The sequence below is a fragment of the Chryseobacterium glaciei genome (assembly GCF_001648155.1).
Lineage (GTDB): Bacteria > Bacteroidota > Bacteroidia > Flavobacteriales > Weeksellaceae > Chryseobacterium > Chryseobacterium glaciei.
The window spans coordinates 2,116,880-2,142,750 of sequence record NZ_CP015199.1; the positions used below are offsets into that span (position 1 = coordinate 2,116,880).

22 protein-coding genes and 3 tRNA genes are annotated in these 25,871 nt (G+C 34.1%); 19 read left to right on the forward strand and 6 right to left on the reverse strand.

Going from position 1 to position 25,871, the window contains the following annotated elements:
• The first annotated feature begins 57 nt into the window (after nucleotides 1-57).
• The 6 genes from A0O34_RS09480 to A0O34_RS09505 all read left to right on the forward strand — a co-directional run bounded on the left by A0O34_RS09480 (nucleotide 58) and on the right by A0O34_RS09505 (nucleotide 5,883).
• Nucleotides 58-744 carry an SIR2 family NAD-dependent protein deacylase gene (locus A0O34_RS09480; RefSeq protein WP_066759604.1) on the forward strand — a complete coding sequence of 229 codons (687 nt, stop codon included), beginning with the start codon at nucleotides 58-60 and terminating at the stop codon, nucleotides 742-744.
• Nucleotides 744-1,694, forward strand: coding sequence for an ADP-ribosylglycohydrolase family protein (locus tag A0O34_RS09485; RefSeq protein WP_066754063.1), 951 nt, complete (start codon nucleotides 744-746; stop codon nucleotides 1,692-1,694). Before A0O34_RS09480 ends, A0O34_RS09485 begins: the two co-directional genes overlap by 1 nt.
• Entirely contained in the window at nucleotides 1,679-2,644 is a 966-nt protein-coding gene (locus tag A0O34_RS09490; protein ID WP_066754064.1) for an ADP-ribosylglycohydrolase family protein, read from the forward strand. The genes A0O34_RS09485 and A0O34_RS09490 overlap by 16 nt, the downstream gene beginning before the upstream one ends.
• A 10-nt stretch (nucleotides 2,645-2,654) precedes the next feature.
• Nucleotides 2,655-3,200 (forward strand): RNA 2'-phosphotransferase, encoded by a 546-nt coding sequence (locus tag A0O34_RS09495; RefSeq protein ID WP_066754066.1) that lies wholly within the window; start codon nucleotides 2,655-2,657, stop codon nucleotides 3,198-3,200.
• The gene (locus A0O34_RS09500) at nucleotides 3,201-3,932 is read left to right on the forward strand and encodes a metallophosphoesterase family protein (RefSeq protein WP_066754068.1); all 732 of its coding nucleotides are present in this window, start codon (nucleotides 3,201-3,203) and stop codon (nucleotides 3,930-3,932) included.
• 226 nt (nucleotides 3,933-4,158) lie between these two features.
• The gene (locus tag A0O34_RS09505; RefSeq protein WP_066754071.1) at nucleotides 4,159-5,883 is read left to right on the forward strand and encodes a M14 family metallopeptidase; all 1,725 of its coding nucleotides are present in this window, start codon (nucleotides 4,159-4,161) and stop codon (nucleotides 5,881-5,883) included.
• Nucleotides 5,884-5,926: 43 nt separating this feature from the next.
• Here the strand turns inward: A0O34_RS09505 and A0O34_RS09510 are convergent, their stop codons facing one another.
• Nucleotides 5,927-6,808 (reverse strand): cupin-like domain-containing protein, encoded by an 882-nt coding sequence (locus A0O34_RS09510; RefSeq protein WP_066754072.1) that lies wholly within the window; start codon nucleotides 6,806-6,808, stop codon nucleotides 5,927-5,929.
• A 504-nt stretch (nucleotides 6,809-7,312) separates the two neighbouring features.
• Between A0O34_RS09510 and A0O34_RS09515 the strand changes: the two genes are divergently transcribed.
• Entirely contained in the window at nucleotides 7,313-10,015 is a 2,703-nt protein-coding gene (locus A0O34_RS09515) for a Plug and carboxypeptidase regulatory-like domain-containing protein (protein WP_066754074.1), read from the forward strand.
• A gap of 71 nt (nucleotides 10,016-10,086) precedes the next feature.
• Here the strand turns inward: A0O34_RS09515 and A0O34_RS09520 are convergent, their stop codons facing one another.
• Nucleotides 10,087-10,584 carry a DinB family protein gene (locus tag A0O34_RS09520; RefSeq protein ID WP_066754076.1) on the reverse strand — a complete coding sequence of 166 codons (498 nt, stop codon included), beginning with the start codon at nucleotides 10,582-10,584 and terminating at the stop codon, nucleotides 10,087-10,089.
• A gap of 179 nt (nucleotides 10,585-10,763) precedes the next feature.
• Here A0O34_RS09520 and A0O34_RS09525 point away from each other — a divergent pair, with 179 nt between their 5' ends.
• The 9 genes from A0O34_RS09525 to A0O34_RS09565 all read left to right on the forward strand — a co-directional run bounded on the left by A0O34_RS09525 (nucleotide 10,764) and on the right by A0O34_RS09565 (nucleotide 21,214).
• Complete coding sequence (locus tag A0O34_RS09525; protein ID WP_066754078.1) at nucleotides 10,764-11,708, forward strand: GLPGLI family protein; 945 nt, start codon at nucleotides 10,764-10,766, stop codon at nucleotides 11,706-11,708.
• A gap of 130 nt (nucleotides 11,709-11,838) precedes the next feature.
• Complete coding sequence (locus A0O34_RS09530; RefSeq protein WP_082891134.1) at nucleotides 11,839-12,093, forward strand: FeoA family protein; 255 nt, start codon at nucleotides 11,839-11,841, stop codon at nucleotides 12,091-12,093.
• Nucleotides 12,093-14,126: a ferrous iron transport protein B gene (gene feoB, locus A0O34_RS09535; protein WP_066754080.1), complete on the forward strand. Its 2,034-nt coding sequence runs from the start codon at nucleotides 12,093-12,095 to the stop codon at nucleotides 14,124-14,126. Before A0O34_RS09530 ends, feoB begins: the two co-directional genes overlap by 1 nt.
• A 218-nt stretch (nucleotides 14,127-14,344) precedes the next feature.
• Nucleotides 14,345-15,370 carry a DUF4421 family protein gene (locus tag A0O34_RS09540; RefSeq protein ID WP_066754082.1) on the forward strand — a complete coding sequence of 342 codons (1,026 nt, stop codon included), beginning with the start codon at nucleotides 14,345-14,347 and terminating at the stop codon, nucleotides 15,368-15,370.
• A gap of 84 nt (nucleotides 15,371-15,454) precedes the next feature.
• The gene (gene dinD, locus A0O34_RS09545) at nucleotides 15,455-16,291 is read left to right on the forward strand and encodes a DNA damage-inducible protein D (RefSeq protein ID WP_066754084.1); all 837 of its coding nucleotides are present in this window, start codon (nucleotides 15,455-15,457) and stop codon (nucleotides 16,289-16,291) included.
• Between the two features lie 2 nt (nucleotides 16,292-16,293).
• Nucleotides 16,294-17,676: a phosphoglucosamine mutase gene (gene glmM / locus A0O34_RS09550; RefSeq protein WP_066754086.1), complete on the forward strand. Its 1,383-nt coding sequence runs from the start codon at nucleotides 16,294-16,296 to the stop codon at nucleotides 17,674-17,676.
• Between the two features lie 47 nt (nucleotides 17,677-17,723).
• Nucleotides 17,724-18,302 (forward strand): Crp/Fnr family transcriptional regulator, encoded by a 579-nt coding sequence (locus A0O34_RS09555; protein ID WP_066754089.1) that lies wholly within the window; start codon nucleotides 17,724-17,726, stop codon nucleotides 18,300-18,302.
• A 350-nt stretch (nucleotides 18,303-18,652) separates the two neighbouring features.
• Nucleotides 18,653-19,624, forward strand: coding sequence for a quinone oxidoreductase family protein (locus A0O34_RS09560; protein ID WP_066754094.1), 972 nt, complete (start codon nucleotides 18,653-18,655; stop codon nucleotides 19,622-19,624).
• A gap of 210 nt (nucleotides 19,625-19,834) precedes the next feature.
• On the forward strand, nucleotides 19,835-21,214 hold the full coding sequence (locus tag A0O34_RS09565) for a tetratricopeptide repeat protein (protein WP_066754096.1): 1,380 nt from the start codon (nucleotides 19,835-19,837) through the stop codon (nucleotides 21,212-21,214).
• 150 nt (nucleotides 21,215-21,364) lie between these two features.
• Here A0O34_RS09565 and A0O34_RS09570 read toward each other — a convergent pair whose 3' ends face one another.
• The 3 genes from A0O34_RS09570 to A0O34_RS09580 all read right to left on the reverse strand — a co-directional run bounded on the left by A0O34_RS09570 (nucleotide 21,365) and on the right by A0O34_RS09580 (nucleotide 23,328).
• Complete coding sequence (locus A0O34_RS09570; protein ID WP_066754097.1) at nucleotides 21,365-22,249, reverse strand: DMT family transporter; 885 nt, start codon at nucleotides 22,247-22,249, stop codon at nucleotides 21,365-21,367.
• Complete coding sequence (gene aat, locus A0O34_RS09575; protein WP_066754099.1) at nucleotides 22,236-22,889, reverse strand: leucyl/phenylalanyl-tRNA--protein transferase; 654 nt, start codon at nucleotides 22,887-22,889, stop codon at nucleotides 22,236-22,238. The genes A0O34_RS09570 and aat overlap by 14 nt, the downstream gene beginning before the upstream one ends.
• A gap of 61 nt (nucleotides 22,890-22,950) precedes the next feature.
• The gene (locus tag A0O34_RS09580) at nucleotides 22,951-23,328 is read right to left on the reverse strand and encodes a DUF3127 domain-containing protein (protein ID WP_066754101.1); all 378 of its coding nucleotides are present in this window, start codon (nucleotides 23,326-23,328) and stop codon (nucleotides 22,951-22,953) included.
• 179 nt (nucleotides 23,329-23,507) lie between these two features.
• Here A0O34_RS09580 and A0O34_RS09585 point away from each other — a divergent pair.
• From A0O34_RS09585 to A0O34_RS09595, 3 genes are all read left to right on the forward strand, one after another.
• Nucleotides 23,508-23,589, forward strand: a tRNA-Leu gene (locus tag A0O34_RS09585).
• A gap of 9 nt (nucleotides 23,590-23,598) precedes the next feature.
• A tRNA-Gly gene (locus tag A0O34_RS09590) sits at nucleotides 23,599-23,674 on the forward strand.
• Nucleotides 23,675-23,680: 6 nt separating this feature from the next.
• A tRNA-Leu gene (locus A0O34_RS09595) sits at nucleotides 23,681-23,764 on the forward strand.
• Nucleotides 23,765-23,925: 161 nt separating this feature from the next.
• Here A0O34_RS09595 and A0O34_RS09600 read toward each other — a convergent pair.
• On the reverse strand, nucleotides 23,926-25,779 hold the full coding sequence (locus A0O34_RS09600) for an alkaline phosphatase family protein (protein ID WP_066754103.1): 1,854 nt from the start codon (nucleotides 25,777-25,779) through the stop codon (nucleotides 23,926-23,928).
• Nucleotides 25,780-25,871 lie beyond the last annotated feature (92 nt).

Below are 25,871 nucleotides of genomic sequence, written 5' to 3' on the forward strand. Positions count from 1 at the left end.
TAATTTTAAATAAAATCTTTGCGGACTTTGCGTTTAAAAATAAAAACAGGAAAACAAATGAAAAAACTAACCATATTAAGCGGTGCCGGAATCAGCGCCGAAAGCGGAATAAAAACATTCAGAGACGGAGATGGCCTTTGGGAAAATCATAGTATAACGGATGTGGCAAGTCCGGAAGGATGGAAAAAAGACAGAGAATTGGTTCTTGAATTTTACAATCAAAGACGTCGTCAGATCCATGAAGTATATCCAAACGATGCTCACAAATTAATAGCAGATTTAGAAAAATACTTTGAAGTTCAGATTATTACTCAAAATATCGACGATCTGCACGAAAGAGCAGGATCAACAAATATTCTTCACATTCATGGAGAATTGTTAAAATCTTGTTCTTGCAACAATAAAGGTTTGATCTATGAACAAAAAGACGACATTAACATTGGAGATAAAGCAGAAGATGGAGCACAATTAAGACCTTTTATCGTTTGGTTTGGGGAAGATGTTCCTTTGATGAAAGAAGCAACGAAAAAAGCAAAAGAAGCAGATATTTTCTTGGTAATCGGAACATCTTTACAGGTGTATCCGGCGGCAGGATTGATCCACGAGATCAAAGATGACTGTCTTTTAATTGTAATCAACCCCAACGAAACAGGCTTTGGATACGGACAAAGAGCTGTTGTCATGAAAGAGCCCGCAACAAAGGGAATGAAATTGTTATTTGATAAGCTTGTAAATCTAGCCTAATGAAAAATATTGTAAAAGCAGGAATTTTCGGAGTTTGTATTGGCGATGCTTTGGGCGTTCCGGTGGAATTTAAGAAGAGAGAAGATCTAAAAAAGTCACCTGTTACAGGATATTTGGAATATATGTCATGGAATCAACCCAAAGGAACCTGGAGTGACGACAGTTCTTTAACTCTTTGTCTTGGAGAAGAATTGACAAAAGGTTACGATTTAGAAAAAATAGGCGAAAGCTTCGTAAAATGGAACAAATACGGGCATTGGACCGCTCACGGAAGACTTTTTGATATTGGCGGAACAACAAGACATTCCATTGCAAGATTGATTAAGGGAGAAAGTGCAAAATTTTCTGGAAATATTTTTGAAGAAGATAACGGGAATGGTTCTTTGATGAGAATTCTTCCCTTAGCTTTTTATCTTAAAGATGAGGAAAATATTGAAAAACTATATCAAACCATAAAAGAAGTTTCATCAATTACTCACGGACATTTCCGTTCTGTTTTTGCATGTTTTATTTATGTGATTTTTGCCATTGAATTGATTAAAGGAAAAGATAAAAAAGAAGCATATAATCATGTTCAGAAAACAGCTTTAGAATATGCAGAAATTCAAGGTTTTAACCCAAAAGAAGTTGAACTTTTTGAAAGAATTTTAAAGCATGATATTTCAAAATATTCTGAAGATGAAATTAAAAGCAGCGGTTACGTTCTTCACAGTTTAGAAGCCTCTTTATGGTGTTTTCTAAACTCAGAAAGTTATTCTGAAACTGTTTTGAAAGCTGTCAATCTAGGAGAAGACACTGATACAACAGGAGCCATCACAGGCGGAATAGCAGGAATTTATTATGGTTTTGAAAATATTCCTGAAGAATGGATTTCTGAGTTAGTGAGAAAAGAGGATATTGAAAATTTGTGTGAAAAATTTTATAACGAATTAGAATGGAAAATATTGTAAAAGCCGGAATTTTCGGAGTTTGTATTGGTGATGCGTTGGGTGTTCCGGTGGAATTCAGAAGTAGAGAGCAGTTGAAACGTTCACCCGTTACAAAAATGAGAGCTTTGGGAACTCATCGTCAACCTGCAGGAACATGGAGTGACGATAGTTCTTTAGCTTTATGTCTTGCTGAAAGCCTTTGTCAGGGCTATGATTTAGAAGATACAGCTTTGAAATTTTTACAATGGTACAATGCCGAAATCTGGACTCCACACGGAAGAGTTTTCGATATTGGAATTGCTACTTCACAAGCGATTCACAGAATTAGCAAAGGAACTTCTCCAACATTATGCGGCGGAACCTCGGAGTTTGATAATGGCAATGGTTCTTTGATGAGAGTTTTGCCACTATTATTTTATATTAAAGATTTTCCAATTGAAAAGCGCTTTGAAATAACGAAAGATGTTTCTAGTATTACACATGGACATATTCGGTCTGCTTTGGCTTGTTTTATTTATTTGGAATTGGCTTTAGAAATTCTGACAGGAAAAGATAAATGGGACGCATATAAAACAATGCAGGAAAAAGTGCGAAACTTTTTGGATCAGAATCCGATTTGTTCTCAAAATGAAATGGATAAATTCCACCGAATTTTAGAATTAAAAGTAGGTGAATATGACTTGGCTCCGTTACATACTTTGCAAGAGGAAGAAATAAGTTCTTCAGGCTACGTTCTTCACAGTTTAGAAGCCTCTTTATGGTGCTTTCTAAACTCAGAAAGCTATTCTGAAGCAGTATTAAAAGCTGTCAACTTAGGAGAAGATACAGACACAACAGGAGCCATCACAGGCGGAATAGCAGGAATTTATTATGGTTTTGAAAATATTCCTGAGGAGTGGGTTGCTGAGTTGGTGAGGAAGGAGGATATTGAGAATTTATGTATTAAATTAGAAAATAAATTAAAAAAATAAAACACAAACCATGAACGAACAACAAAAGAAAAAAACAAGCAAATTCCTGAGCTACGTTCTCAGGCATCATCCCGAACTCATCGATTTGAATTTGGATGAAAACGGATGGGCAAATGTTGACGAATTAATCACAAAATCAAAAAAAGATTCTTATGAAGGCTTTACCTTTGAAGAATTAGATGAAATCGTACAGACAAACGCAAAAAAACGTTTTGCTTTTAATGAAGATAAAACAAGAATCAGAGCCAGTCAGGGGCATTCAATTGATATTAATTTGGCTTTAATTCCTCAGCAACCGCCAGAATTTTTGTATCACGGAACGGCTCAAAACAATATTGAATCCATTCTAGAAAAAGGAATTGAAAAGAGAAGTCGCCAACATGTTCATTTAAGTCAAGACAAAGAAACCGCCACCAACGTCGGAATGCGTCACGGAAAACCGATTATTCTAACGATCAGAACACAAAAAATGTTCGAAGATGGAATCGAATTTTATCTTTCAGAAAATAAGGTTTGGCTGACGGATCATGTAGATGCAAAATACATTTCAAATTAAATGAAAAGAACATTAGTAGTCGGCGATATTCACGGAGGGTTCAAAGCTTTACAACAGGTTTTTGAAAGAGCCAATGTTACCGAAAATGATAAATTAATTTTCCTCGGAGATTATGTCGATGGTTGGAGCGAATCTTCCAAAATCATCCAATTTTTAATAGAACTTTCCGAAAAACAGGAATGTATTTTCATCAAAGGAAATCATGATGCATGGACTGAAGACTGGATTTCTTTAGGTGATGCGCCAAATGTTTGGCTATCGAACGGAGGAAAAAGCACCGTTGAAAGTTATGCTGATTATTCTTTAGAAGATTTGAATCTGCATCTGGAATTTTTTCAAAGGATGAAAAATTATTACGTTGACGAAGAAAACCGCTTGTTTATTCATGCCGGTTATTCTTCCATGCATGGCCCTGAAAAGGAAGTCTATTCAAGCAACTACCGTTGGGACAGAACTTTGTGGGAAACCGCCGTTGCAATGGATAAAAAGCTGTCTAAAAACTCCAATCTATATCCCAAAAGATTTCTTTTATACAACGAGATTTTCATTGGTCATACGCCGACGTTATACTTAGGAATCAAGCATCCCGTAAACAAAGCCAATATTTGGAATCTTGATACAGGAGCTGCTTTCACTGGAAATTTATCCATCATGGATGTTGATACCAAAGAATTCTGGCAAAGCGATCCGCTTCCATCTTTATACCCGAATGAAAAAGGAAGGAATAATTAAAGGTTGGATAAACGCAAAGGCGCAAAGATTGTTAAGTACATTTTGCTTTAAGGCGCAAGAAAATCGAAGATTTTCATCAAGTTTACGGATATAAATTTTATCGAAGATAAAATCTTTGCGCCTTAAAACATATTGAATTGTAAAAGAATTGCGCCTTTGCGCTTAACCAAAAACGAAATTTCAAAGATTTATTTTCAGTAATTTTGAAACCTGAAATATCACTTCAATGAAACTGCAATATCTCTTATTTTTACTTAGTTCATCTTTATTTTTAACACAAACCCAATTTCAGACCCCTTTTGAAAAAGGAAATGGAAATCAAACCGTTACTTATGACGAAATGAATTCCTATTATCAGAATTTAGCTAAAAATTTTAATGAAATTCAATATCTTAAAAAAGGAGAAGACGATAACGGAAAATCAATTTACGTTGTTGTTTATAATCCGTTTCCTGAAAAAGATTTAGATAAATTAAGAAAAGAAAAAGCAATTCTCTTCGTCAATAACGGAATTCATCCCGGCGAACCGGATGGAATTGATGCAACAATGATGTTGATGCGGGATTTGGCGACAAAGAAAATCAAAACTCCTCAAAATTTTGTGATTGCAGCCATTTCAGCGTACAATGTGAGCGGAATGTTAAACAGAGGGTCTTTTTCCAGAGCCAATCAAAATGGACCGGAAGAATATGGCTTCCGTGGGAATGCTCGAAATTATGATTTAAACAGAGATTTCATCAAAGCAGATTCTAAAAATGCCCGAAGTTTTCAGGAAATTTATCAATGGCTAAAACCAGATGTTTTCATTGATAATCATGTGAGCAATGGAGCGGATTATCAATATACTTTTACATATATCTCAACTTTTAAAGAACGATTGGGAAATGTGCTGGGGAATTATTTCTACGATAATTATCAAGCTAAAAATCTTGAAGATCTAAAGAAATTAGGGTATGAAAGTACACCTTATGTCAACATTCACGGCGATGTTCCGGAGGTTGGTTTTGCATCTTTTGAGGATTCTCCGAGATATTCTACAGGTTATACGACTTTGTTTAATTCTTTAGGAACTGTTCCTGAAACACATATGTTGAAACCTTATGACAAAAGAGTGGATGCGACTTATAAATATATGCTCGTCAACCTTCAAAATTTAGATAAAGAGTATAAAAAGATAAAAGAACTTCGAATTGAAAATTTTAAGCAATATCAAGCCGGAAAACAATACGGAATCCGTTGGAAAATTGATTCTACGAAATATTCTACGATGGATTTTAAAGGATATGAAGGAAAATACAAGCCAAGTGATATTTCGGGGAAACCGAGATTATTTTATGACAGAAATAAGCCTTTCACAAAGAAAATAAAACTGTTTACAACTGCCGTTCCGATAGGTTATATTACAATTCCAAAATATTATGTAATTCCCCAATCGCAGTACAAAGTGATTGAAGAGTTTAAAAGAAATCAGATTCAAATAAAACCGCTTCAAAAAGACAGCACAATTACTGTTGAATCTTATAAAATTAATGATTTTAAAACAGTAAAAAATCCTTACGAAGGTCATTATGCCCATTTTGAAACAATAGTTGATAAATCCAATAAAAAACTTAGTTTTTCAACAGGAGATTACATCGTTCCAACTAATCAGGATGGGGTAAAATATATTATTGAAACTCTTGAACCAGAAGCGTTGGATTCTTTCTTTAATTGGAATTTCTTTGATGGAATTTTAGCGCAAAAAGAATATTATTCAGCCTATATTTTTGAAGATACGGCAGCAGAATTATTGAAAAAGGATAAAGATTTAAAACAAATATTTGAAGCCAAGAAAGCTTCGGATAAAAAGTTTGCTGATGATGGTGAAGCTCAGTTGGATTGGGTGTATAAAAACTCACCTTATTTCGAAGAAAAAACTTTCAGGCAATATCCGATTTACAGGATTTTATAATTACAATAAAAAAGACGTTTCAAATCGAAACGTCTTTTTGTTTTTATCTTGGTAAGCCTCTTTTTAGAGCCATTTCAGCTCGTTTGATGGCTACTTTTTCTTTCCAGTCCATATATTTCTTTTTGAAATTGGATTTCATGATGTCGTCAAATTTACGTTGAACCGTAAGATTCCATAAAGACTGCGCTTTTACTCCCCAAGATTTGTCCCAAGCTCTCAATGAAAGCGAGAAACTGCCATCCAGATACTTCATCCAATGCCACCAGCCTGTCGGCATAAATAAGGTGTCACCGTGTTCAAGGTAACAGTCAATACCTTCTACACCATCCAGCGCCGGATATTTCTCAAAATCAGGATTTTCAATGTCGTAATCTTCCAGCGCATAAGTTGCGTATGGAAGTTGATACAGTCTTTCTTTCCATTTATTTTCAAATAGCATAACGTGTTTTCTTCCATTGAAATGAGTATGGAAAATATGAGCTAAATCGATGTCAAAATGTAAAAATGTTACAGAACCCTTTCCTCCGAAAAACATTCCTGGATACTTATCTAAAAAGCCACCCATAAGCTCTTTTGGCGGAATATATTCTTCGAGTAGTTTACCTGCATGTTTTATAGGATCAAAAAAGAAAATTCTAAGATCTGTAGGCTCTCTTTGGATGAGGTCTATATAATCTGCAAATTTCATTTTGGTAGTAGGTGTATTAAGGGGAGCTGCAGGATCGGCCTTTTTAGAGTCATAAAGAGGTACTTCAACATCTCCAACCACTTCCTTTACATAATCCATCGTCCATTTTTGATAGGCTGGCCATTTTTTCGCCATGTTTTTTATGACAACGGGCCTCCTTGGTTTTAGATATTTTTCGTAGAAATCTTCTTTAGAAATGTCATCTACAACATCTATAGGCTTTAAAATAATTCCCATTTCTATAAATTTTATGTTACAAAATTATTAAATTAAACCGTATCAAGCTGAGTTTAAGTTTTTTTTAATCTATGATTCAAATCATTTTTTTAAATACTTAGAATAAATAAAAAAAAGAATGTTCAAAAAAGCTGTATTCATGGGTATATAAAAAGAAATACCCTGTAAAAAGAATTACAGGGCAAAAACACAAATTGATTGAATAAAAATTCATTCAGGACGAATGTATAACATTTATTTTATATGCAAAATGTGGTGAAAGTTAATATTAGTCACTATTCTGTAGAGTTATACTTTAATTATTATCATAAAAAATTATTATTAATTTAAATGTAAATGCCATAAAAGAATATTGTTGAAAGTTTTTTTATTTTAAAAATTTTCAAAAAAAATATCACTATGTTTGTAGTTATAATTTGATTTTAACTTTTCTCATAAAAATACATCTTTATAGAAGTGTAACAAAAAACGGTAACCATTAACTAATTAATCAAATAATAAATTATGAAAAAGAATGTTTCCTTATTTCTGATGCTTTTTTTCTCGGTGCTTACGTTTGCCCAGAAAACAGTTTCGGGGAAAATAATGGATGAAGACGGCATTGCAATCCCGAGCGCAAGTGTAACAGTTGAAGAGCCAGGAAAAGATGCCATTTTAGCTTATGGAATTACAAACTCTAAAGGAGAATATAAGGTAACGTTCACTTCTGCTGAGGCTAATGTAGATCTTAAAGTGAAAGCTTTTAATCAAAAACCATTAACAAAACAGATTACAAACAGTGACCAGACTTTAACCTTTAAAATGCAGTCTGAAGCCACAGAAATAAAGGAAGTACAGCTTAAAACCAAAATGATCACATCAAGAGGTGATACCATCGCTTATGATCTTAAAGCATTCGACAGTAAAAGTGACAGAACTTTGGCCGATGTAATGAGAAAAATCCCGGGAATTGAAGTGAATACAGACGGAACGATTCTCTATCAGGGAAATGCGATCAATAAATTCTACGTCAACGGAAAAGATTTAATGGAAGGTGGTTACGGAACGATCAACAACTCGCTTCCAAAAGATGCCGTACAGAAAGTTGAAGTTCTTGAAAATCACCAACCTGTAAAAATTCTTCAGGACAAAGTGCCTTCCGATGCAGCAGCTATCAATATTAAACTAAAAAATTCGGTTACCATGACCGGCAGAGGGGAAGTAGGAACAGGATTTGGAGATCCCTGGCTTTGGAATGTGAAATTAACCCCGATGTTTTTCGGACAAAAAAGCCAATGGGTAGTTAATTACAAGACCAATAACATGGGCGAGCAGGTGGAAAATGAAGGAAATATTTTGGCTTTCGGAAGCAGATTTGAAGGAAAAAGAATCAACGCATCCCAAAATGATTGGTTGAATGTTGAAAATGCAGACACTCCTGATCTTCCTGTAAAAAGATATTTGATGAATAATGTTCATTATTTATCTGCCAATTATCTTACGAATATTGATAAGAAAAAAGAATGGGAGCTTAAAGCCAATGCAAATTATACAAATAATGCGGTAGAAAGAGAAGCTTATAGCCAGAGAGATTATTTTGGAGGAAGCTCTAATATTACAAATATTTTTAATAATTTTTATACAGATAAAGCAAAAGGAGAATTGATATTTACAAAGAATGCCAAAAAAGGATTCTTTAAAAATACTACAAGTTTCTCTCAATATTGGAATGCAGACAGAGGAATTGTAGACAGGACAGATGCTAAAACGGGTAAACTCACGCATGCAGATGAAGGAATTGAATCTCCGACAACTTCATTCCAGAACTCATTAAGTACAATCGTTCCTTGGAAGGAGAAAATGGTAAATCTTTTATCTTACGTAAGCTATCAGACAGATAAGCAAACGTTGGAAGTTTCTCCATCATCTTATTTGGATATTCCTGGATTTAATCCTGTGGCCAATACGGATTTTGCCAGACAAAGTTTAAGACTTAAAACTTTTGAAGCCAATCATTCTGCCAATATTGGGTTTTCTGTAAAAGGATGGACGTTTACTCCGGAGGTTGGATTTAATTTTAAAAGTACAGATATGGTTTCAGATTTGTCAAATATTAAAGCAATTCCATCTACCGATCCTAATATTTCAGATCCTAAGCCTGAAGCATATTATAATGATTTAAAATATACTACAGCTACACCTTACGGAAGCGTAGGAGTAAATTATAAGAATGATTCTTGGATGTTATATGCCAACTTTCCGGTAAATTCTAATAATATTAAAGCTGAAGACCCGTTAAGAAAAGTTTCAAAGGAAGTAAACAAAGTGACTTTTGAGCCAAGTATTTTTGCTCAGTATACTTTTGCATCTTTTTGGAAAGCTTCGGTAAATGCTAATATTAACAACAATTTTGGAGAAATAAACACTGCTTATTCAGGGTTTCTAATGACGTCACCAAGTGGGATCAATACTATGGATAAAGACAATCCAATTCCTGAGAATAACAATAAATCTGCAGGAACAAGAATAGAATATAGAAATCCATTGAATAACTTATTCTTCAACGTTAATTACAGATATTCTGATGCAAAGAGAAACTTAATTTCAAATCCGGAAATCAATGGTGGTGGTTATACCATCATGAAATACAAAGTGCAGGACAATCATGTATTAAATAATGGATATAGTGTAGAAGTAGGAAAATATTTTCCAAAGTTCAAAACAAATGCTTCTCTTAGCTATAGCAATAACACTGCGGAATCTGATGCATTCCTAAATGATAAATCTTATACCAATAAAAATAATGGTCAGTCATTTGGTATTAAGTTTAATAACACGTATTTCAGCTGGATGAGTATTGATTATAATGCAAGTCTTTCTAAAACGAAACAAACCAGTGTTGGAGAATTAAACTCTAGTGCTACAAGAACAGGATTTACGCATAATCTTGGACTTTTCTTCTATCCGATCGAAAACCATACTGTTGGATTCAATTGGGATCAGGTAAATACAAATGCAGCCGATCAAAAATATCATAACGGATTCTATGATGTTTCATACCAATTTACTTGGGCTAAAAAGAAAATTGATTTTGAGCTTAAATGGATGAATATCGCCAACAAAAAAGTATTCGAAACATATGATATTAATACCACGAATATTACTTACACAAGATATCAGCTTCGCCCAAGCCAATTCATGTTCACAGTAAAATTCAACTTTAAATAAAATATAAAAAACCAATCTCACTGAGGTTGGTTTTTTTATTTATAAGAAAAGTTAGTGTAAATCTGGAAGCTTTAAAAATTCGGATTATCAGCAGAAGGCCCATAACTTCCCGGAAGCGGAATATCATTTAATCTGTAATAAACACCCAGTTGAGCCCGGTGATGCGTAATTTGATTTAATCCATGTCGAATAGCGGCGTATTTACTCCAGCTAGCTAATTCATGACCATCATTTTTTATGGTCCAGCTCGGATTTAGATCATCTTCTTTTGCATTTTCTAGCGCTTGTTTTCCTGCCTGAAAATTGTCATCTAATTTTTTCAAAAGTTCTTCTTTTGTAGAAAGTTTTGCGGGTTGATAAGCTCCTTTTGCAAAATCTAGCTCAGAAGTTGCCAAGATGGTGTTTGGCCATTCGAAGACTTCCACCAAATGAGTTGCCAAAGGCATCATTTTCATGCTTTTTTCGTGAGGAGCATAGTCATTTTTTTCTTCAGGAAAGAGATCAATAAACTTTTTTGTCGTTTGATACTCAGTTTCTAATTCAGATTTTAATTGTGTTAATGTGTCCATATAGTTTTGTTTTTTAGGTAATTTAAAGGTAAGATTTTTAGTGATTTTAATGTTGTAATGAAATCATAAATTTTATAATCTATTTTAAATCAGCTCTATAAACGAGTTGATGAAATAAATTCAAATAAAATGTGTAACAAAAATGTACAAGTGCTAACTAATTAATAAACATTTTAAAAATGAAAAAGTTCTTTTCAGTATTTTTTATCGCTCTTGTTACTTTTGCGAGTGCTCAGGAAAAAGATTCTAAGGAAACAGCCAACCGTTTCTTTTATGAATTAACATTTAAGCCTAAAAAAGATTCTACAAAAACAGATAAGGTAATTACCATTTTGGATATTACAGATAAAAACAGATCTATTTATCAGGATTATACGGTGATTGCTCAGGATTCTATCATGAAAATAGAAATTGAAGCAATGCAAAAAGCTGGGATCATGAAAGATTTATCTAAAACACTTAAAACTCCGAAAATTTCTGCAAGGATTTACAAAATTTATCCAAGCATGAAAATTCAGTATGTAGATAAGATTGCAAGCGGATTTACGCCAGCCAATATCGGTTATGATGAAAATTTGAAACTTAACTGGAAAATTGAAAACGAAAAACAAAAAATAGGAGCATACAATACTCAAAAAGCAACTACTGAATTCGGTGGAAAACAGTGGACAGCTTGGTTTAGTGCAGACTTACCTTTTCAGGACGGGCCATACAAATTTTACGGACTTCCTGGTTTGATTGTAAAAATTGAAGATGCAGGAAAAAATTATTCTTGGGTTTTACAAGGAAACAAAAAAGTAAAAGATTATACAGAATACTCTTATATTGAAAATCTAATGCAGGCTAAAGGCGGTAAAGTAAACGTATTATCAAGAGAAAAGTTTGAAAAAACGTTTAATGATTTCAAGAAAGATCCTTTTGCTACAGTAAGACCAATGATGACGCAGGAAATGATGTCTAAATCTATCCCGGGAATGGACGGAACAATTGGAGACATGATGAAGAAACAGGAAAAGCAGTATAAAGATTTTTATAATGCAAACGACAATCCTATTGAGCCGGATTATGGTAAATTAAATGTCGGAAATTTAGAAAAAGTAGGAAAAGAGAAAGATTCAAAATAGCATTCATATCAACTAAATTATATCTTATAAACCCAAGTGTAGCAATACTTTTGGGTTTATTTTTTTAACAAAACGCGTTATTTAGATTAAATTTAAATAGCGTATATTTGCATTTACAAAACGTCAGGCTTTGAAAGAGAAGGGTTTACATAAATTGAGCGGATTTCCTAAAAACAAAATGGGAAAGATTCTGGGGTATGATGATGATCAAATGAAGATGCCGAGTAAGATCATAGAAATGGGTCTATTGCCGGAAACGGCCTTCAGAATATTGTATCAGGCTCCTTTTAGTGGTCCTATGTATGTAGAATTTGGAGAAGAAAAAAGCCGAATTGCTCTTCGTGAAGAAGAAGGCAGTTTTATCATTGTTGAAGAATTGAATTGATGCAGGATACTCAAAAAAAACAGGTACTTTTAGTCGGAAATCCTAATGTAGGAAAGTCAACGGTTTTCAATACGCTTTGCAACAAAAAACAGAAAACCGGGAATTATGCTGGTGTTACTGTAGCAAGCCATTCGGGGAATTATGCCTATAAGAATGAAGAGGTTGAGGTGGTTGATTTACCGGGTTCATACAGTATTTATCCAAGCTCCGAGGACGAGGCTATTTTTTCTAAATTTCTTATCGATGAGCAGAAAAATTATGCTGGAGTTATTTATATTCTTGAAGCTTTAAGTTTAAAAAGAGGACTGTTGCTTTTTCAACAGATTCAGGATCTGGGAGTTCCGATGATTTTGGTTGTTAACCAGATCGATCAGGCTGAAAGAAGAGGAATTACGATTGATATTCAGAAATTTTCGGATGCATTAGGAATTAAGATCATCCAAACCAACGCAAAAGAGCAAATTGGAATTGAAGAAATAAAAGAAGCTGTTTTAAACAACGAATTTTTAAAAACAGATAAAACTTCTTTCGAAATACCAACCCAACACAGAGATTTTATCCAAAAACTGTCTTCAGATAAAGGCCTTGATAACGAATATAAAGCTTGGATATCCATATCTTCAGGCGTTGAGTTGGATAAGGAAGAATCCATGAAGAAAGGATTGAGTGATTCTGAGGCTAAAAATATGGTTCCTAAAAGATTACAGGTTCAGGAAACGGTTAGGAGATATCAGAATGTCGACAAGATTTTAGCTAATGTAATTTCAAAAAGACCTCAATTCAAAGAATTATTAACGGAGAGATTGGATAAAGTTCTCGTTCATAAATTCTGGGGATATGTTGTTTTCTTATTGATTTTATTGATCATTTTCCAAAGTGTTTTCTTCTTGGCAGAATATCCAATGAACTGGATCGATAATTTCTTCGCATGGCTATCAGCTTTCACAGGAGAACATCTTCCGGAAGGGCCACTAAATTCATTAATTTCAAACGGAATTATTCCTGGCTTAGGCGGAATCATGGTTTTCGCTCCACAAATCGGGATTTTATTATATTTCCTCTATTTATTAGAAGATTCAGGATATATGGCGAGAGTTATTTTTCTGATGGACAGGTTTTTACGGCCTTTTGGACTAAACGGAAAAAGTATCGTTCCATTAGTTTCCGGAACGGCTTGTGCAATTCCTGCGGTAATTTCAACAAGAAATATCGAGAACTTAAAAGAAAGATTATTAACCATCTTGGTAACGCCTTTCATGACTTGTTCTGCGAGACTTCCGGTTTACAGTATCATTATTGGTTTAATTATTTCAGACGGAACTTTCTTCGGAATTCAATATAAAGCATTGGTTTTATTGGGAATGTATCTTTTAGGATTTATGGTGGCGTTACTTTCGGCTGCAATTCTTAAAGGTTTCATTAAAAATCAAGGAAAAACATACTTGGTAATGGATTTACCAACCTACAAAAAACCGCTTTTCGCATACGATTTCAAGATGGTTTTAGGTAAAGTTTGGGAATTCATAACCGGTGCCGGAAAAATCATCTTCATTGTAAGTATTATTATCTGGTTTTTAAGTTATTTCGGACCAAAACAAACTCCAAATGAATTTGTAGCAACGAATGTTAAGCTTGATCACTCTTATTTGGCAAAAATGGGAAAAGCGATCGAACCCGCCATTGCGCCATTAGGTTACGACTGGAAAATGGGAGTTGGGATTATCACAAGTTTCGTAGCAAGAGAAGTTTTTGTTGGAACAATGTCAACATTATACAGCTTAGACGACGATGCTCCGGAAGGAAAAGTGATTGATAAAATGAGACACGATGTAAAACCCAACGGCGAAAAAGTATTCAATTTCGCAACAGGTGTTTCCGTGCTTTTATTTTACGCATTTGCAATGCAGTGTGTTTCTACACTTGCAGTAGTTTACAGAGAAACCAAAAGCTGGAAATGGACTGGCTTTCAGGTGGTAATGATGACCGGTTTGGCATACTTTGTGTCGATGATAGCATATCAAATATTAAAATAATGGATTCTTCATTAATTTTTCAATATGTAATTGTCTTGCTTGTAGTTGCGTTCGCGTGCTATTCTTTATTTAAGATTTTGAGAAAGAATTTTGCACCTAAAAAATTCAGTTCAAAAAGAACAGGTTGCGACAAAGACTGTGGCTGCTCTTAAATTTGTTTTAACATAATAAATTAAGAAAATTGTTGTAATTTTCATACAGGATAAAACATACCTGATTTGAAAAAAACAACACACTTCCTGCTATGTTGGCTTTTAGGATTTTTTGCAAATGCTCAAAAACAACCGGACAGCACCAAAATCATTTCCTATGAAGATCAGGTGATGGTCAGGCTGAATTTTGATACAAATATTGAAGATTACGTTGCCGTTTATAAAGGAGAGAAATTTTCCAAGACGAAGCTTTCTATTAATAATAAAATCAACACTTCTTTTTCAATTGATTACAAGATTATAAGTGCGACGTTTTCATTCGCTCCCAACTTTATTCCCGGAAATAATGACAATCATTTGAAGGGTGAAAGTTCGTATTCGGATATTAGATTCAGATTTTTCCCTAAAAGTTTTATTCAGACTGTTTACTATAAAAATTCAAAAGGTTTTTATCTGAAAAATATGCAGGATTTCGATCCCGATTGGCAAAAAGGAAAAGATGCCTATTTAAAGCTTCCTGATTTGAGGATTCAAAGCTTTGGCGGAATTACCGCTTATTCTTTTAATAAAGATTTTTCATTAAAAAGTATCTATTATCAGAGAGAATGGCAGAAAGAAAGCAACGGAAGTTTTGTTCCTGCTTTAGAATATGACCTTACTTTTTTTAAAAATAAAGATATCGATGATCTCAAAAGCATGGAAACGCAAATTAATATCGGAGCCAATCTAGCTTATTATTACAATTGGGTCGTGACAAAAAATGTGAATATTTCACCTTTTGCATTTGCCGGAATTGGAGGAAAATGGTCAAGTTATCAGGAAGATTTGGAAAATGGTTCAAAATCTGAAAAAGAAAAGAATAAATATTTCACTAAGAAATTCGGGGGCGGAATTCATATAGGTTACAACTCAGACAGGTTTTTGTTTGGAGGAAAGCTGAATCTAATGTCATATAATTACAAACAGGATGCTGATTCTCATGTTCAAAACAACAATACTTACGGATTAATATATGTAGGATATCGTTTTGCACCGCCAAAAGTTGTGAAAAACAGTTACGATAAAATCCAAAAAAGGGTTCCGATTTTATAAGTATCTTTGCTGCGAAATTCAAATAAAAATTAATTATAGAATTCAATTTTTATTTATTTTTGTGAAAAATACATCACAATTGAAATGAAAAAAGAATTAATAGAAGAGCTCTTTTTAAAATTTGAAAATGCTTCACATTTATATAAAGATATTGAATGCTGGAGCGCTAGAGATTTACAAGAAATTCTCAACTATACAAAATGGGATAACTTTTTAAAGGTTATTGAAAAAGCGAAAAAGGCTTGTGAAAATGTTGGAGAAGACGTTCAAAACCATTTTGCCGATATCGGGAAAATGGTCTTATTAGGAAGCGGTTCTGAAAGAGAAATTTTAGATATAGCATTAACTCGTTATGGTTGTTACTTGGTTGCTCAAAATGGCGACAGCTCTAAAAGTGAAATAGCTTTTGCTCAAACTTATTTTGCTGTTCAGACAAGAAAACAAGAGATTATTGAGAAAAGACTTTTAGATGTTGCGAGAGTAACAGCAAGAGAAAGATTATCAAAAACAGAGAAAAAACTTTCAGGTATTATTTATGAAAGAGGTGTTGATGACAGAAGTTTTTCAGTAATCCGCTCCAAGGGAGATCAAGCTTTGTTTGGTGGTTTTACTACAAACGATATGAAAAAAAAGCTTAATGTTCCACAATCTAGACCTCTTGCTGATTTTCTTCCTACATTAACAATTAAAGCAAAAGATTTCGCAACTGAATTAACAAGTCATAATGTTGTTGAAAAAGATTTAAATGGTGATTCTCAGATTACCAATGAACATATTGAAAATAATTTAGCAGTAAGAAAAATGTTGGGAGAGAGGGGTATAAAACCTGAAAATCTTCCCGCGTTAGAAGATATTAAAAAAGTTCAACGAAAGTTAGACGGTGATGAAAAGAAAATTTTAAAACAAACTAAGAAAAAATAGGAATGTCATTAATAAAAAGTATTTCAGGAATTCGGGGAACAATAGGCGGAAAAGTAAATGATAATTTAACGCCGCTTGACGTGGTGAAATTTGCTTCTGCTTTCGGAACCTGGCTTCAGAATAATAAAAATAAAAAAGATTTAACTTTAATCATTGGTCGTGATGCAAGAATTTCTGGTTTAATGGTTAATTCATTGGTTACAGCAACGTTGCAAGGGCTTGGAATCAACGTAATTGATCTTGGACTTTCTACAACACCAACCGTTGAAATTATGGTTCCTGAGTTGAAAGCAGACGGAGGAATTATCCTTACCGCTTCTCACAACCCAAAACAATGGAATGCGCTTAAATTATTAAACGAAAAAGGAGAATTCATCACTGGAGAAAACGGCGCCGAAGTTCTTGCTTTGGCCGAAAGTGAAGACTTTAATTACGCCGAAGTTGATGATTTGGGTAAATATGAAACAAGAGATGATGCTTTTGATATTCATATTCAGCAGATTTTGGATTTGCCGATGGTAGATGTTGAAGCAATTAAGGCTAAAAATTTCAAGGTAGTTTTAGATGCCGTAAACTCTACGGGAGGTATTGCGATTCCGATGCTTTTAGATAAGTTAGGTTGTGAAACCGTTAAATTATATTGTGAACCAAACGGACAGTTTCCACACAATCCTGAACCGTTGAAAGAACATTTAGGAGATATCTGTGAATTGATTAAAAAAGAAGGCGCCGACGTTGGGGTTGTTGTAGATCCCGATGTTGACAGATTGGCTTTGATCGATGAAAAAGGGGAAATGTTTGGCGAAGAATATACACTGGTTGCTGTTGCAGATTATTTATTGAAGAATAAAAATGGCGTGGCAATTTCAAACCTTTCTTCAAGCCGTGCGTTGAGAGATGTTGCGCAGAGCCACAATTCAGAATATTTTGCAAGTGCTGTTGGAGAAGTGAATGTTATTACTCTAATGAAGGAGAAAAATGCCGTAATCGGAGGTGAAGGAAACGGCGGAATTATCTATCCAGATCTACATTACGGAAGAGACTCTTTGGTAGGTGTTGCGTTATTTTTGACTCATTTAGCAAAAGAAAACAAGACTGTTTCTGAATTAAGAGCAGGATATCCAAGTTATTTCATGGGTAAAAAGAAAATCGAATTAACTCCTGAAATCAACGTAGATGATATTTTATCTAAAATGGAAAAAGAATATCAAAACGAAAACGTTTCTACGATTGACGGTGTAAAAATAGACTTTGAAAACAATTGGGTTCACCTTCGTAAATCGAATACAGAACCGATTATCAGAATTTATACAGAAGCTAAATCTCAGGAAGAAGCTGACAAACTAGGGGATGATATCATTGCAAAAATCAAAAGTTTGATTTAATAAAATTATAAGAACGAGGCTTTTGGTCTCGTTCTTTTTTTTACAATATGTTCGAACATCTACAAAACAGATTTTCTTTCCCGAAAGATACTTGGGGAAAATACAGAAAGAATTTCACACGAATCGAAGTTCCGGCTAAAACAATTCTGTTAACAGAAGGTGAAATTTCATTAAATGCCTATTTTATTGAAAAAGGGATTGTAAGAGCTTGGTACAATAATGATGGAAAAGACATTACTTTTCAGTTTTTTATGGAAAACACGATGTTTTCTTCGCTGGAAAGCTTCCGAAAAGGATTGCCGAGTATGGTTTCATTTGAATCAATTGAGCCTTGTATTTTGTGGCAAATAGATAAACCTACCGCCAATAAAATTTTGGAAGAAGTTTACGAAGATCCAAAGTTGAGAAGTGAATTTATGGATTCTGTTTTCGAAAGGGTTTTTGATTATATGAAACACTTTTTCTCATTTATTAAAGAAAGTCCACAAGAACGATACCTTAATCTTTGTAAAGAAAAACCGGATATTATTAAAAGAGTTCCGCAACATTATATTGCTTCTTATTTAGGCATCACAACCGTTCATCTGAGCAGAATTAAAAGCAAGATTTTGAAAGACAGGCTTTGAAAGGCTGGAAGATGGATACTGGAGGTTTCTTTGCGACTGCATATAATTGAATTAATAATGAACTTTTTCATTTTTAAACGCAAAGTTTTAATTTAAAAATAAAACATATCTAAGTAAGCAAAGAAGAATCAACAAGTTGATTTAAGGAGGCGATGTTTTCAAGCTTCGCGAAGCAAATTTATTTGCCTTTGCCCTCTAAAAATAATACAGAAAGAAATATAATCTTTGCGTCAAAAAAATTATTTCCTAAATCTTCCATCTTCAAGCACCCAACTTCCAGCTCAACTGATAACAAATGTTATTGCTTCCCGAAACGCTTTCATAATAAATTTGTATTAAAATTAAACATAATGAAAGCCGCAATAGTATTTGAAAAAGGTGGAATTCCACAATACGCAGATTTCCCAGATCCTGAAGTAAGTTCTGAAAACGAACAACTTATATCCGTAAAAGCTGCATCTATCAAACATTTGGATAGAGCAAGAGCAAGCGGAACCCATTATTCAACCGAAAATGAAGTGCACCAACCTAAACTTATCGGAAGCGATGGAGTAGGATTGCTCGAAAATGGAGATAAAGTATATTTTTTCAGTAAAAAAGGAACCGTAGCAGAAAAAGCTGTTACAGATAAAAAATTCATCGTTCCAATTCCTTACGGTTTGGATTTTTCTACAGCTGCAGCTTTACCAAACGCTGTGATGGGTTCTGCAATGGGACTTAAATTCAAAACAAAACTAAAGCCAGGAGAAATTGTTTTGATCAACGGAGCCACAGGAATTACAGGAAAAGTTGCAATTCAGGTTGCTAAATTATATGGCGCCAAAAAAGTAATTGTTACCGGAAGAAATCAAGAAGTTTTGGAGTCTCTTTATGATCTTGGAGCTGATGAAGTTGTTTCTTTACAATTAAATGACGAAGATTTTAAGCAAAAAATAAAAGAAATTCATATAGAAACCCCAATTGATGTTGTTCTGGATTATATTTGGGGACATTCTGTAGAACTTTTATTGTCTGCATTGAAGGGTGACGGTAATTTTTCACACAAAACAAGATTGGTTTCAGTCGGAGGAATGAGCGGTGACACGATTCAATTATCATCACAAATTTTAAGAGGAACGGACATTCAGATTTCCGGTTCCGGATTGGGAAGCTGGTCGCCTGAGGAATTTAAACTTTTGTTAACAGAAATTATTCCCGAAATGTTCCAAGCCGCTGCAGATGGAAAATTAAAAATAGATATAGAAACAGTTCATTTGAAAGATATTGAAACTGTTTGGGAAAAGGAAATCAATAGTAGAAAAAGGTTGGTTATATTAATTTAGTGATAACTCCTGTTTATTTATCCACAATTCTTTCATCTTCGTATTCTTTTCACTATCTTTAGTATAGAAATTTACGAAAATGTATGTCGAAAAAAATTCGCAACTTTGCATACATTTTGAAATAGTAAATTTCAGAAGTAATATTAATTTAAGAAGTTTGTCGATGTCTGCAAGTAAATTCAGACGTTGGGCCGACGATAAGACACGCTATTGGAAGAATACTTTGGAAATGAACTTGTGAAAAAGTTCGAAGAAATGATGGAAAATAATGATGAATTCTACTTTGATACAGAAGAGTTGGAGGATATTATTGTTTATTATCTGGAGTTAGGCGACTTTAATTATGCTGATAATGCAGTGAATTATGGCCTTAAACTTCATCCCAATTCTTTGGACATCAAGATTAAAAAACTTGAAGTTCTTTTAGAATGGGAAGAGTATAATGCTGCGAAAGAGCTTATCGATGAGTTGAAGGCTTCATCTATGGAGAATACAGACTTTTTGGTTTGCTATGCAAAGTATTATTCGAATTTAGGAAACCCTAAAAGATCCATTGAAATTTGTAAAAAAGCATTAGAATTAAAAGAAGAAGAGAATTTTCTTCACAATTTTATTGCGGATGAATATGTGAATTTAGGAGATCCTTTTAACGCTCTTAAACATTACAAAAAAGCATTGAAAGAAGATCCAACGGATGAATATCCTTTGGAAAATGCAATGATTTGCTTTAGTGAATTGAATAAGAGTGAGGAGGCAATTGCCTTTCTGAATGAATATTTAGATGATTTTGCTTATTCTGAAACTGCTTGGTTTGAATACGGACAGTTCTATTTCAACAGAAAGAATTATGATGAAGCCATAAAGGGATTTGATTACTTATTGGCGATTAATTCAACTGCTGTTGGGGTTTATGCCAATAAAGCAGCTTGTTATGAAGCTTTAGGACAATATAAAAAATCAATTGAAATTTACGAGGAGATGCTCGAGTTGGAATATACAAAAGCGTTCACTTTTTATAAAATTGGTTTGTGTTATAAAGCATTAAAACAACCTGTTATGGCCTTGAATTCATTTCAGAGATCATTGAGAGAAGATCCTCAATTTTATCTTTCTATGATGGAGCAGTCGTATTTATACGAAGAAATGGGCGGAATGTCGGAAGCGTTGCATTTTGCAACAGAAGCGACTCATTTGAATGAAAATAATCTTGATTATCAAAAAAGATTAGCCTTTTTATTAATTGATTCAGGGAAATTTGAAGAAAGTCTTGTTTGTCTGAAAAAATTGGTTGAAGCAGAACCTTCAAGATTTTATAACTGGTATGCTTATTCTGAAGTATTGATGCTTCTGGGAGAGTACGATGAGACGGTTACACTTTTAAATGCTGCTGTAATTTTACATAACAGAGCAGAATTGTATTATCAGTTAAGCAATTGTTATTTTATCCTTAAAAATCAGGAAAAAGGAATTGAATCTCTTCAGTTGGCATTAAGCTTAGACCCTACTCTTGCTCCGGATATGCAGAAAAAATATCCTTACATTAAAGATGAGGTGAAAAAGGCTAAAGCTAAAGTGAGAAAGAAAAATTAGAAAAGGAGGAAGCTAGATGATTGAAGATGGAAGTTATGAACTTGCAATAAAAATCAACAAGGTTATTCTTAACTAAACTTTATTCTTAAAATATATCTTAATGATTTAAAATATTAAGATTAAAATAAAAATCCTGCAGCAATGCGGGATTTATTTTTTTATAGCAGGTTTTGCCCTTAAAAAGACCAATCCGGCAATAATGATACTTGCGCCTACAAATTGTAAAATAGTTAATTCTTCGCCATCTAAAATACCCCAAATGATAGCAACAATAGGCATTAACAAAGTTACTGTTGATGCAAAAAGAGGAGTTGATACTTTCAGTAATCTGTAATTCATTGTCATTGCCAAGCCGGTTCCGAAGATAGATAATAAGCTGACAAACATTAATCCCGTTAAATTATCTTTCGAAAAATTAAATTCAGAAAAGAATCCTGTAAAGCTTAAAGCGATTAATGACGGAAAAAATAATACAAAAGAAAATACAAAAGCGGATAATATGGTGGAAGAAACTTCCATAAGTTTAGATTTTACCGTCGTAGTACTCACGGCGTAACATAAAGTAGCCAATAAAAGAAGCAGAATCGGAATAAGCTTAAAAGTTGAACCATCGCCGCCGCCAAAAGCTAATAGACAAACTCCCGTAAAGCTAATAAACACACCAATTATCTGCTGTTTTGTGGTTTCAAACTTCCACACCAGCGCACCAACAATAATCACAAAAATAGGCATCATTGAATTAATAATTCCCGCAATACTGCTGCTGACTTCTGTTTCCGCGATGGGAAATAAAAACATTGGGATAAAGTTACCCGTAAATGCGGCTAAAATCAACCACTTTAAATGTTTTTTAGGAAATAATTTATATTTTGAGATGGCGATCGGCATTAAAATAATTCCGGCAATCAAAACCCTCAATGCTCCCACTTCAAAAGGATTGAAATGTTCTAAAGATTTTTTAATTAAAATAAAAGATGAGCCCCAGATAAGACTGAGTATGGCTAAAAGAATCCATTTTTCTTTATCTGCGTTCATTGTTTTTGTGTAAAATTTTTAAAAATTCTTTTTTAGAAATCATTCTGGCGCCTAAGCTTTCTAAGTGATCTGTATGGGATTGACAGTCAATTAGATCAAGGCTATTTTTATGAGTCTCAACAAAATGAATAAATCCTGCTTTTGAAGCATTGCTTACTTTCGCAAACATACTTTCTCCGCAAAAAACGTTGCCAATTTGTAGTCCATAAAATCCGCCAATCAATTCTCCGTCCTGCCAAACTTCGATGCTTTTTGCCAATCCATATTCGTGAAGCTGAATAAAAGATTCCATCAATTCATCCGAAAGCCACGTTCCCGATTGCCCTTTTCGGCTTATTTCCTGACAGCTTTTAATGACTTCTCTGAAATTTTGATTTTCTGTGAAGGTAAAAATATTACGATCCAGTATTTTTCTCATGGATTTTGAGACTTTCAGCTCATCAGGAAACAAAACAAATCTCGGATCCGGGCACCACCAAAGAATTTCCTCATCAGGATTGTACCACGGAAAAATCCCCAATTGATAGGCGAACCAGATACGTTCTATAGATAAGTCGCCACCAAAAGCAATAATTCCGTCATGACCATGATACAGCTCAGGATCGGGAAATGAAATTTCGTTTTCGTCTAATCGAACCATTTTTTGTGAAAAAAAATCCCACTTGATAAAGCAGGATTTATATTTGATCGTTATCTTTTAATTAAAAAGGTAAATCATCGTCTTCGTCTCCAGCAAATGGATTCTCATTAGAAACCGGAGATGCAGATTGTGATGGCGAAGCCTGAGTAGGCTCTGAACCGTTATCCATAACTTTCTCAATTTTCCAACCTGTAATAGAGTTGAAATATTTAGTTTCACCTTGAGGAGAAGTCCATTCTCTTCCTCTAATGTTGATTCCCACCTTTACATTTTCTCCTTCCTTAAGATTGTCTAGTAAATTTATCTTATCTGATAAAAATTCTATGTTTATCGGCTGTGGATACTGCTCTTGCGTCAAAATAACCATTTCTCTTTTCTGAAAACCGCTCGCAAACGTCTGAGCATCAAAAAGTTTCTTTACCGTTCCTTGTAATTCCATATTGTAAATATTAACGATGTAAAAGTAATAAAATCAATCGTAATAAGTGCTACGAGAGAAAAAAAATGTAAAAAATTTAATTTTTTTTTCTGAAAAGTTTGGAAGTAAAGGAAAATGTCCTATATTTGCACTCACAAAAACGAAACAAGTTCTTTAAAAATATAACTTAACAAAACAATGCGGATGTGGTGTAATTGGTAGCCACGCCAGACTTAGGATCTGGTGCCGTGAGGCGTGGGGGTTCGAGTCCCTTCATCCGCACATAGTTTTGCGAAAATAGCTCAGCTGGTAGAGCACAACCTTGCCAAGGTTGGGGTCGCGGGTTCGAATCCCGTTTTTCGCTCCACTCCATGCCCTGGTGGTGGAACTGGTAGACACGCAGGACTTAAAATCCTGTGTTCGTAAGAACGTGCGGGTTCAAGTCCCGCCCGGGGTACTAAAAACCCTCTGTAATTTTATTACGGAGGGTTTTTTATTTTTAGTACCTTTTAGTTAAGATCTTTAATCATAAAAAAAGATATTAGAACTTGGATAGAAATTATCCTCATTCTAATATCAAAATTTAAATCTAATAATTACTCTACTGTTTCATAGGCTCTATTTTTTGATAAATGTTTTTGAAAGTGATTTCTTAGCTCCATTAATTTTAATGAAATAAACTCCGTTAGAAAGGTTTTCTACACTCAGTTTTTCATCAAAACCTCCATTTGACGAATTGATTTTTTTAGATGAAATAATTGAGCCTTTTGCGTCAATAATCTCAACTTTTACCTCTTTTTCATCAGATTTGAATTTCACATTGATATTCTGACTGGCTGGATTTGGATAAATAACGAAATCGTTAGTTGAAGTTTCTATATCTTTTGTAGCTAAAGTTCCGTTTGTGCAGACAGGAATTCTATTCACCCCGTCAATTCCCCAAGAAGCCTGAACAGGAATACACATCCAGTTTAAAACAGTAGGAAAATGGTCTGTTTCTCTAGTAGTTGATAAATAATTGTAAATTTTAAAATTAGTAGATGTAGCAAGGTCACGAGTTGGAGAACCGGTAACTGCTGAATTATTACTGTTTGGACTAGAATCCACCAAAGTATTTCCCGATGTTTCATCACATGTATAATTAGCCAATAATTGAGAATAATAAGGGTGAGAAGGGGTAATATTCTGATTGGCCCAATTCACCAAAACATCATTCGGAAGGGCAGATTTCCAAACTCTTATGTCTTTATAAGATGCTGCCATATTAAGATTGTAAACATTCGTTCCATCCTGATTAATGGTAAAAGGAAGCCCTGAGTCAATATTTCCAATCGTATTCATTTTTGCGAAAGTTACAGGAACGCCATCTTCGTATAACGTTACAAGTCCGTCTCTGTCGAAAGTTGCTGCGATATGCTTCCATTGATTAGTTTCCATTTTTCCGCCTACAAGATCGATTCTATTGGTGCCGTCACCAATATTCATTTTAAAGGTTTGTCCGGAATATCCTGAAAATACAAATCCTTTGTTTTTTCCGTTTGCCCAGTTTTTATTACTAATCATCACTGGATCGCTTGAGAAACTCACATTAGGTTTTACCCAAAACTCAATTGTAAAATCCTGATTAGTCCCAAAATTAAAAGGAGTTTGATTAGCTGGTTTTGCAAAAGTTCCTGCAGGAAAATTAAGCTGATTGAATGTTTTATTAGTGTCAATTATTGTTTTGCTGATCTGTTGAGGTGTAAAGCTTGGATTAGAATAGATCGTAAAAATATCTCTTTCTGAAAGATTTCCTCCGCCATGACCGTTGTCAACAGCACCGTGATCTGTTGTTAAAACTACCAACCAATCTTCATTGTTATAGGTTGCTCTATTTTTCATCGCGTTGACAATCTCTCCGATATACCCGTCCGTAGTTTGCATTGAGGCAACATATTGCGGAACAGTTGAAGAAAAACCATAAGAATGTCCTGCATGATCCACATCATCGAAATCGACAAATAAAATATCTGGATTATCGCTTTGTAAAGCACTTACAGCAGCATTTTTTACTGCTAGATCTGTTCCTAAATTGGTTTGAACATCAGCATTTTGAACAATAATATCATTGATCGGAGCCCAATGAGCCAAAGAAATTGTTCTTAAATTAGGATTATAAGTCTCCGCTCTTGTCAAAAAATCTGGATAATTAACATAATTAGGGCTGGTAAAATTATTGTCCTGAACATTATGTTTTGTATGCCAAACTCCTGTAAGCATCGTACTCCATCCGTTTCCGCTCCAAGTCGTTGCAGCGCACAAGCCATCTAAAGAATAAATAGACTGGTTAACCAAATTGTGGATGTTCGGAGTGTTGGAAGACATCATCACATCAGCTCGGCATCCGTCGATACCGATAAAAAGAACTTTTTTCGTCTGAGCTCCGAGGAAACAGCTCATCACGACTGCCATTGAAAATAGTTTTGCTTTCATAATAATAAGTAGTTTTTGAATAAGTATTTGTAAGTTTAGAACCTTGTCAAAGTTTTAAACTTAGACAAGGTTAATCACCACACTTTCACCAG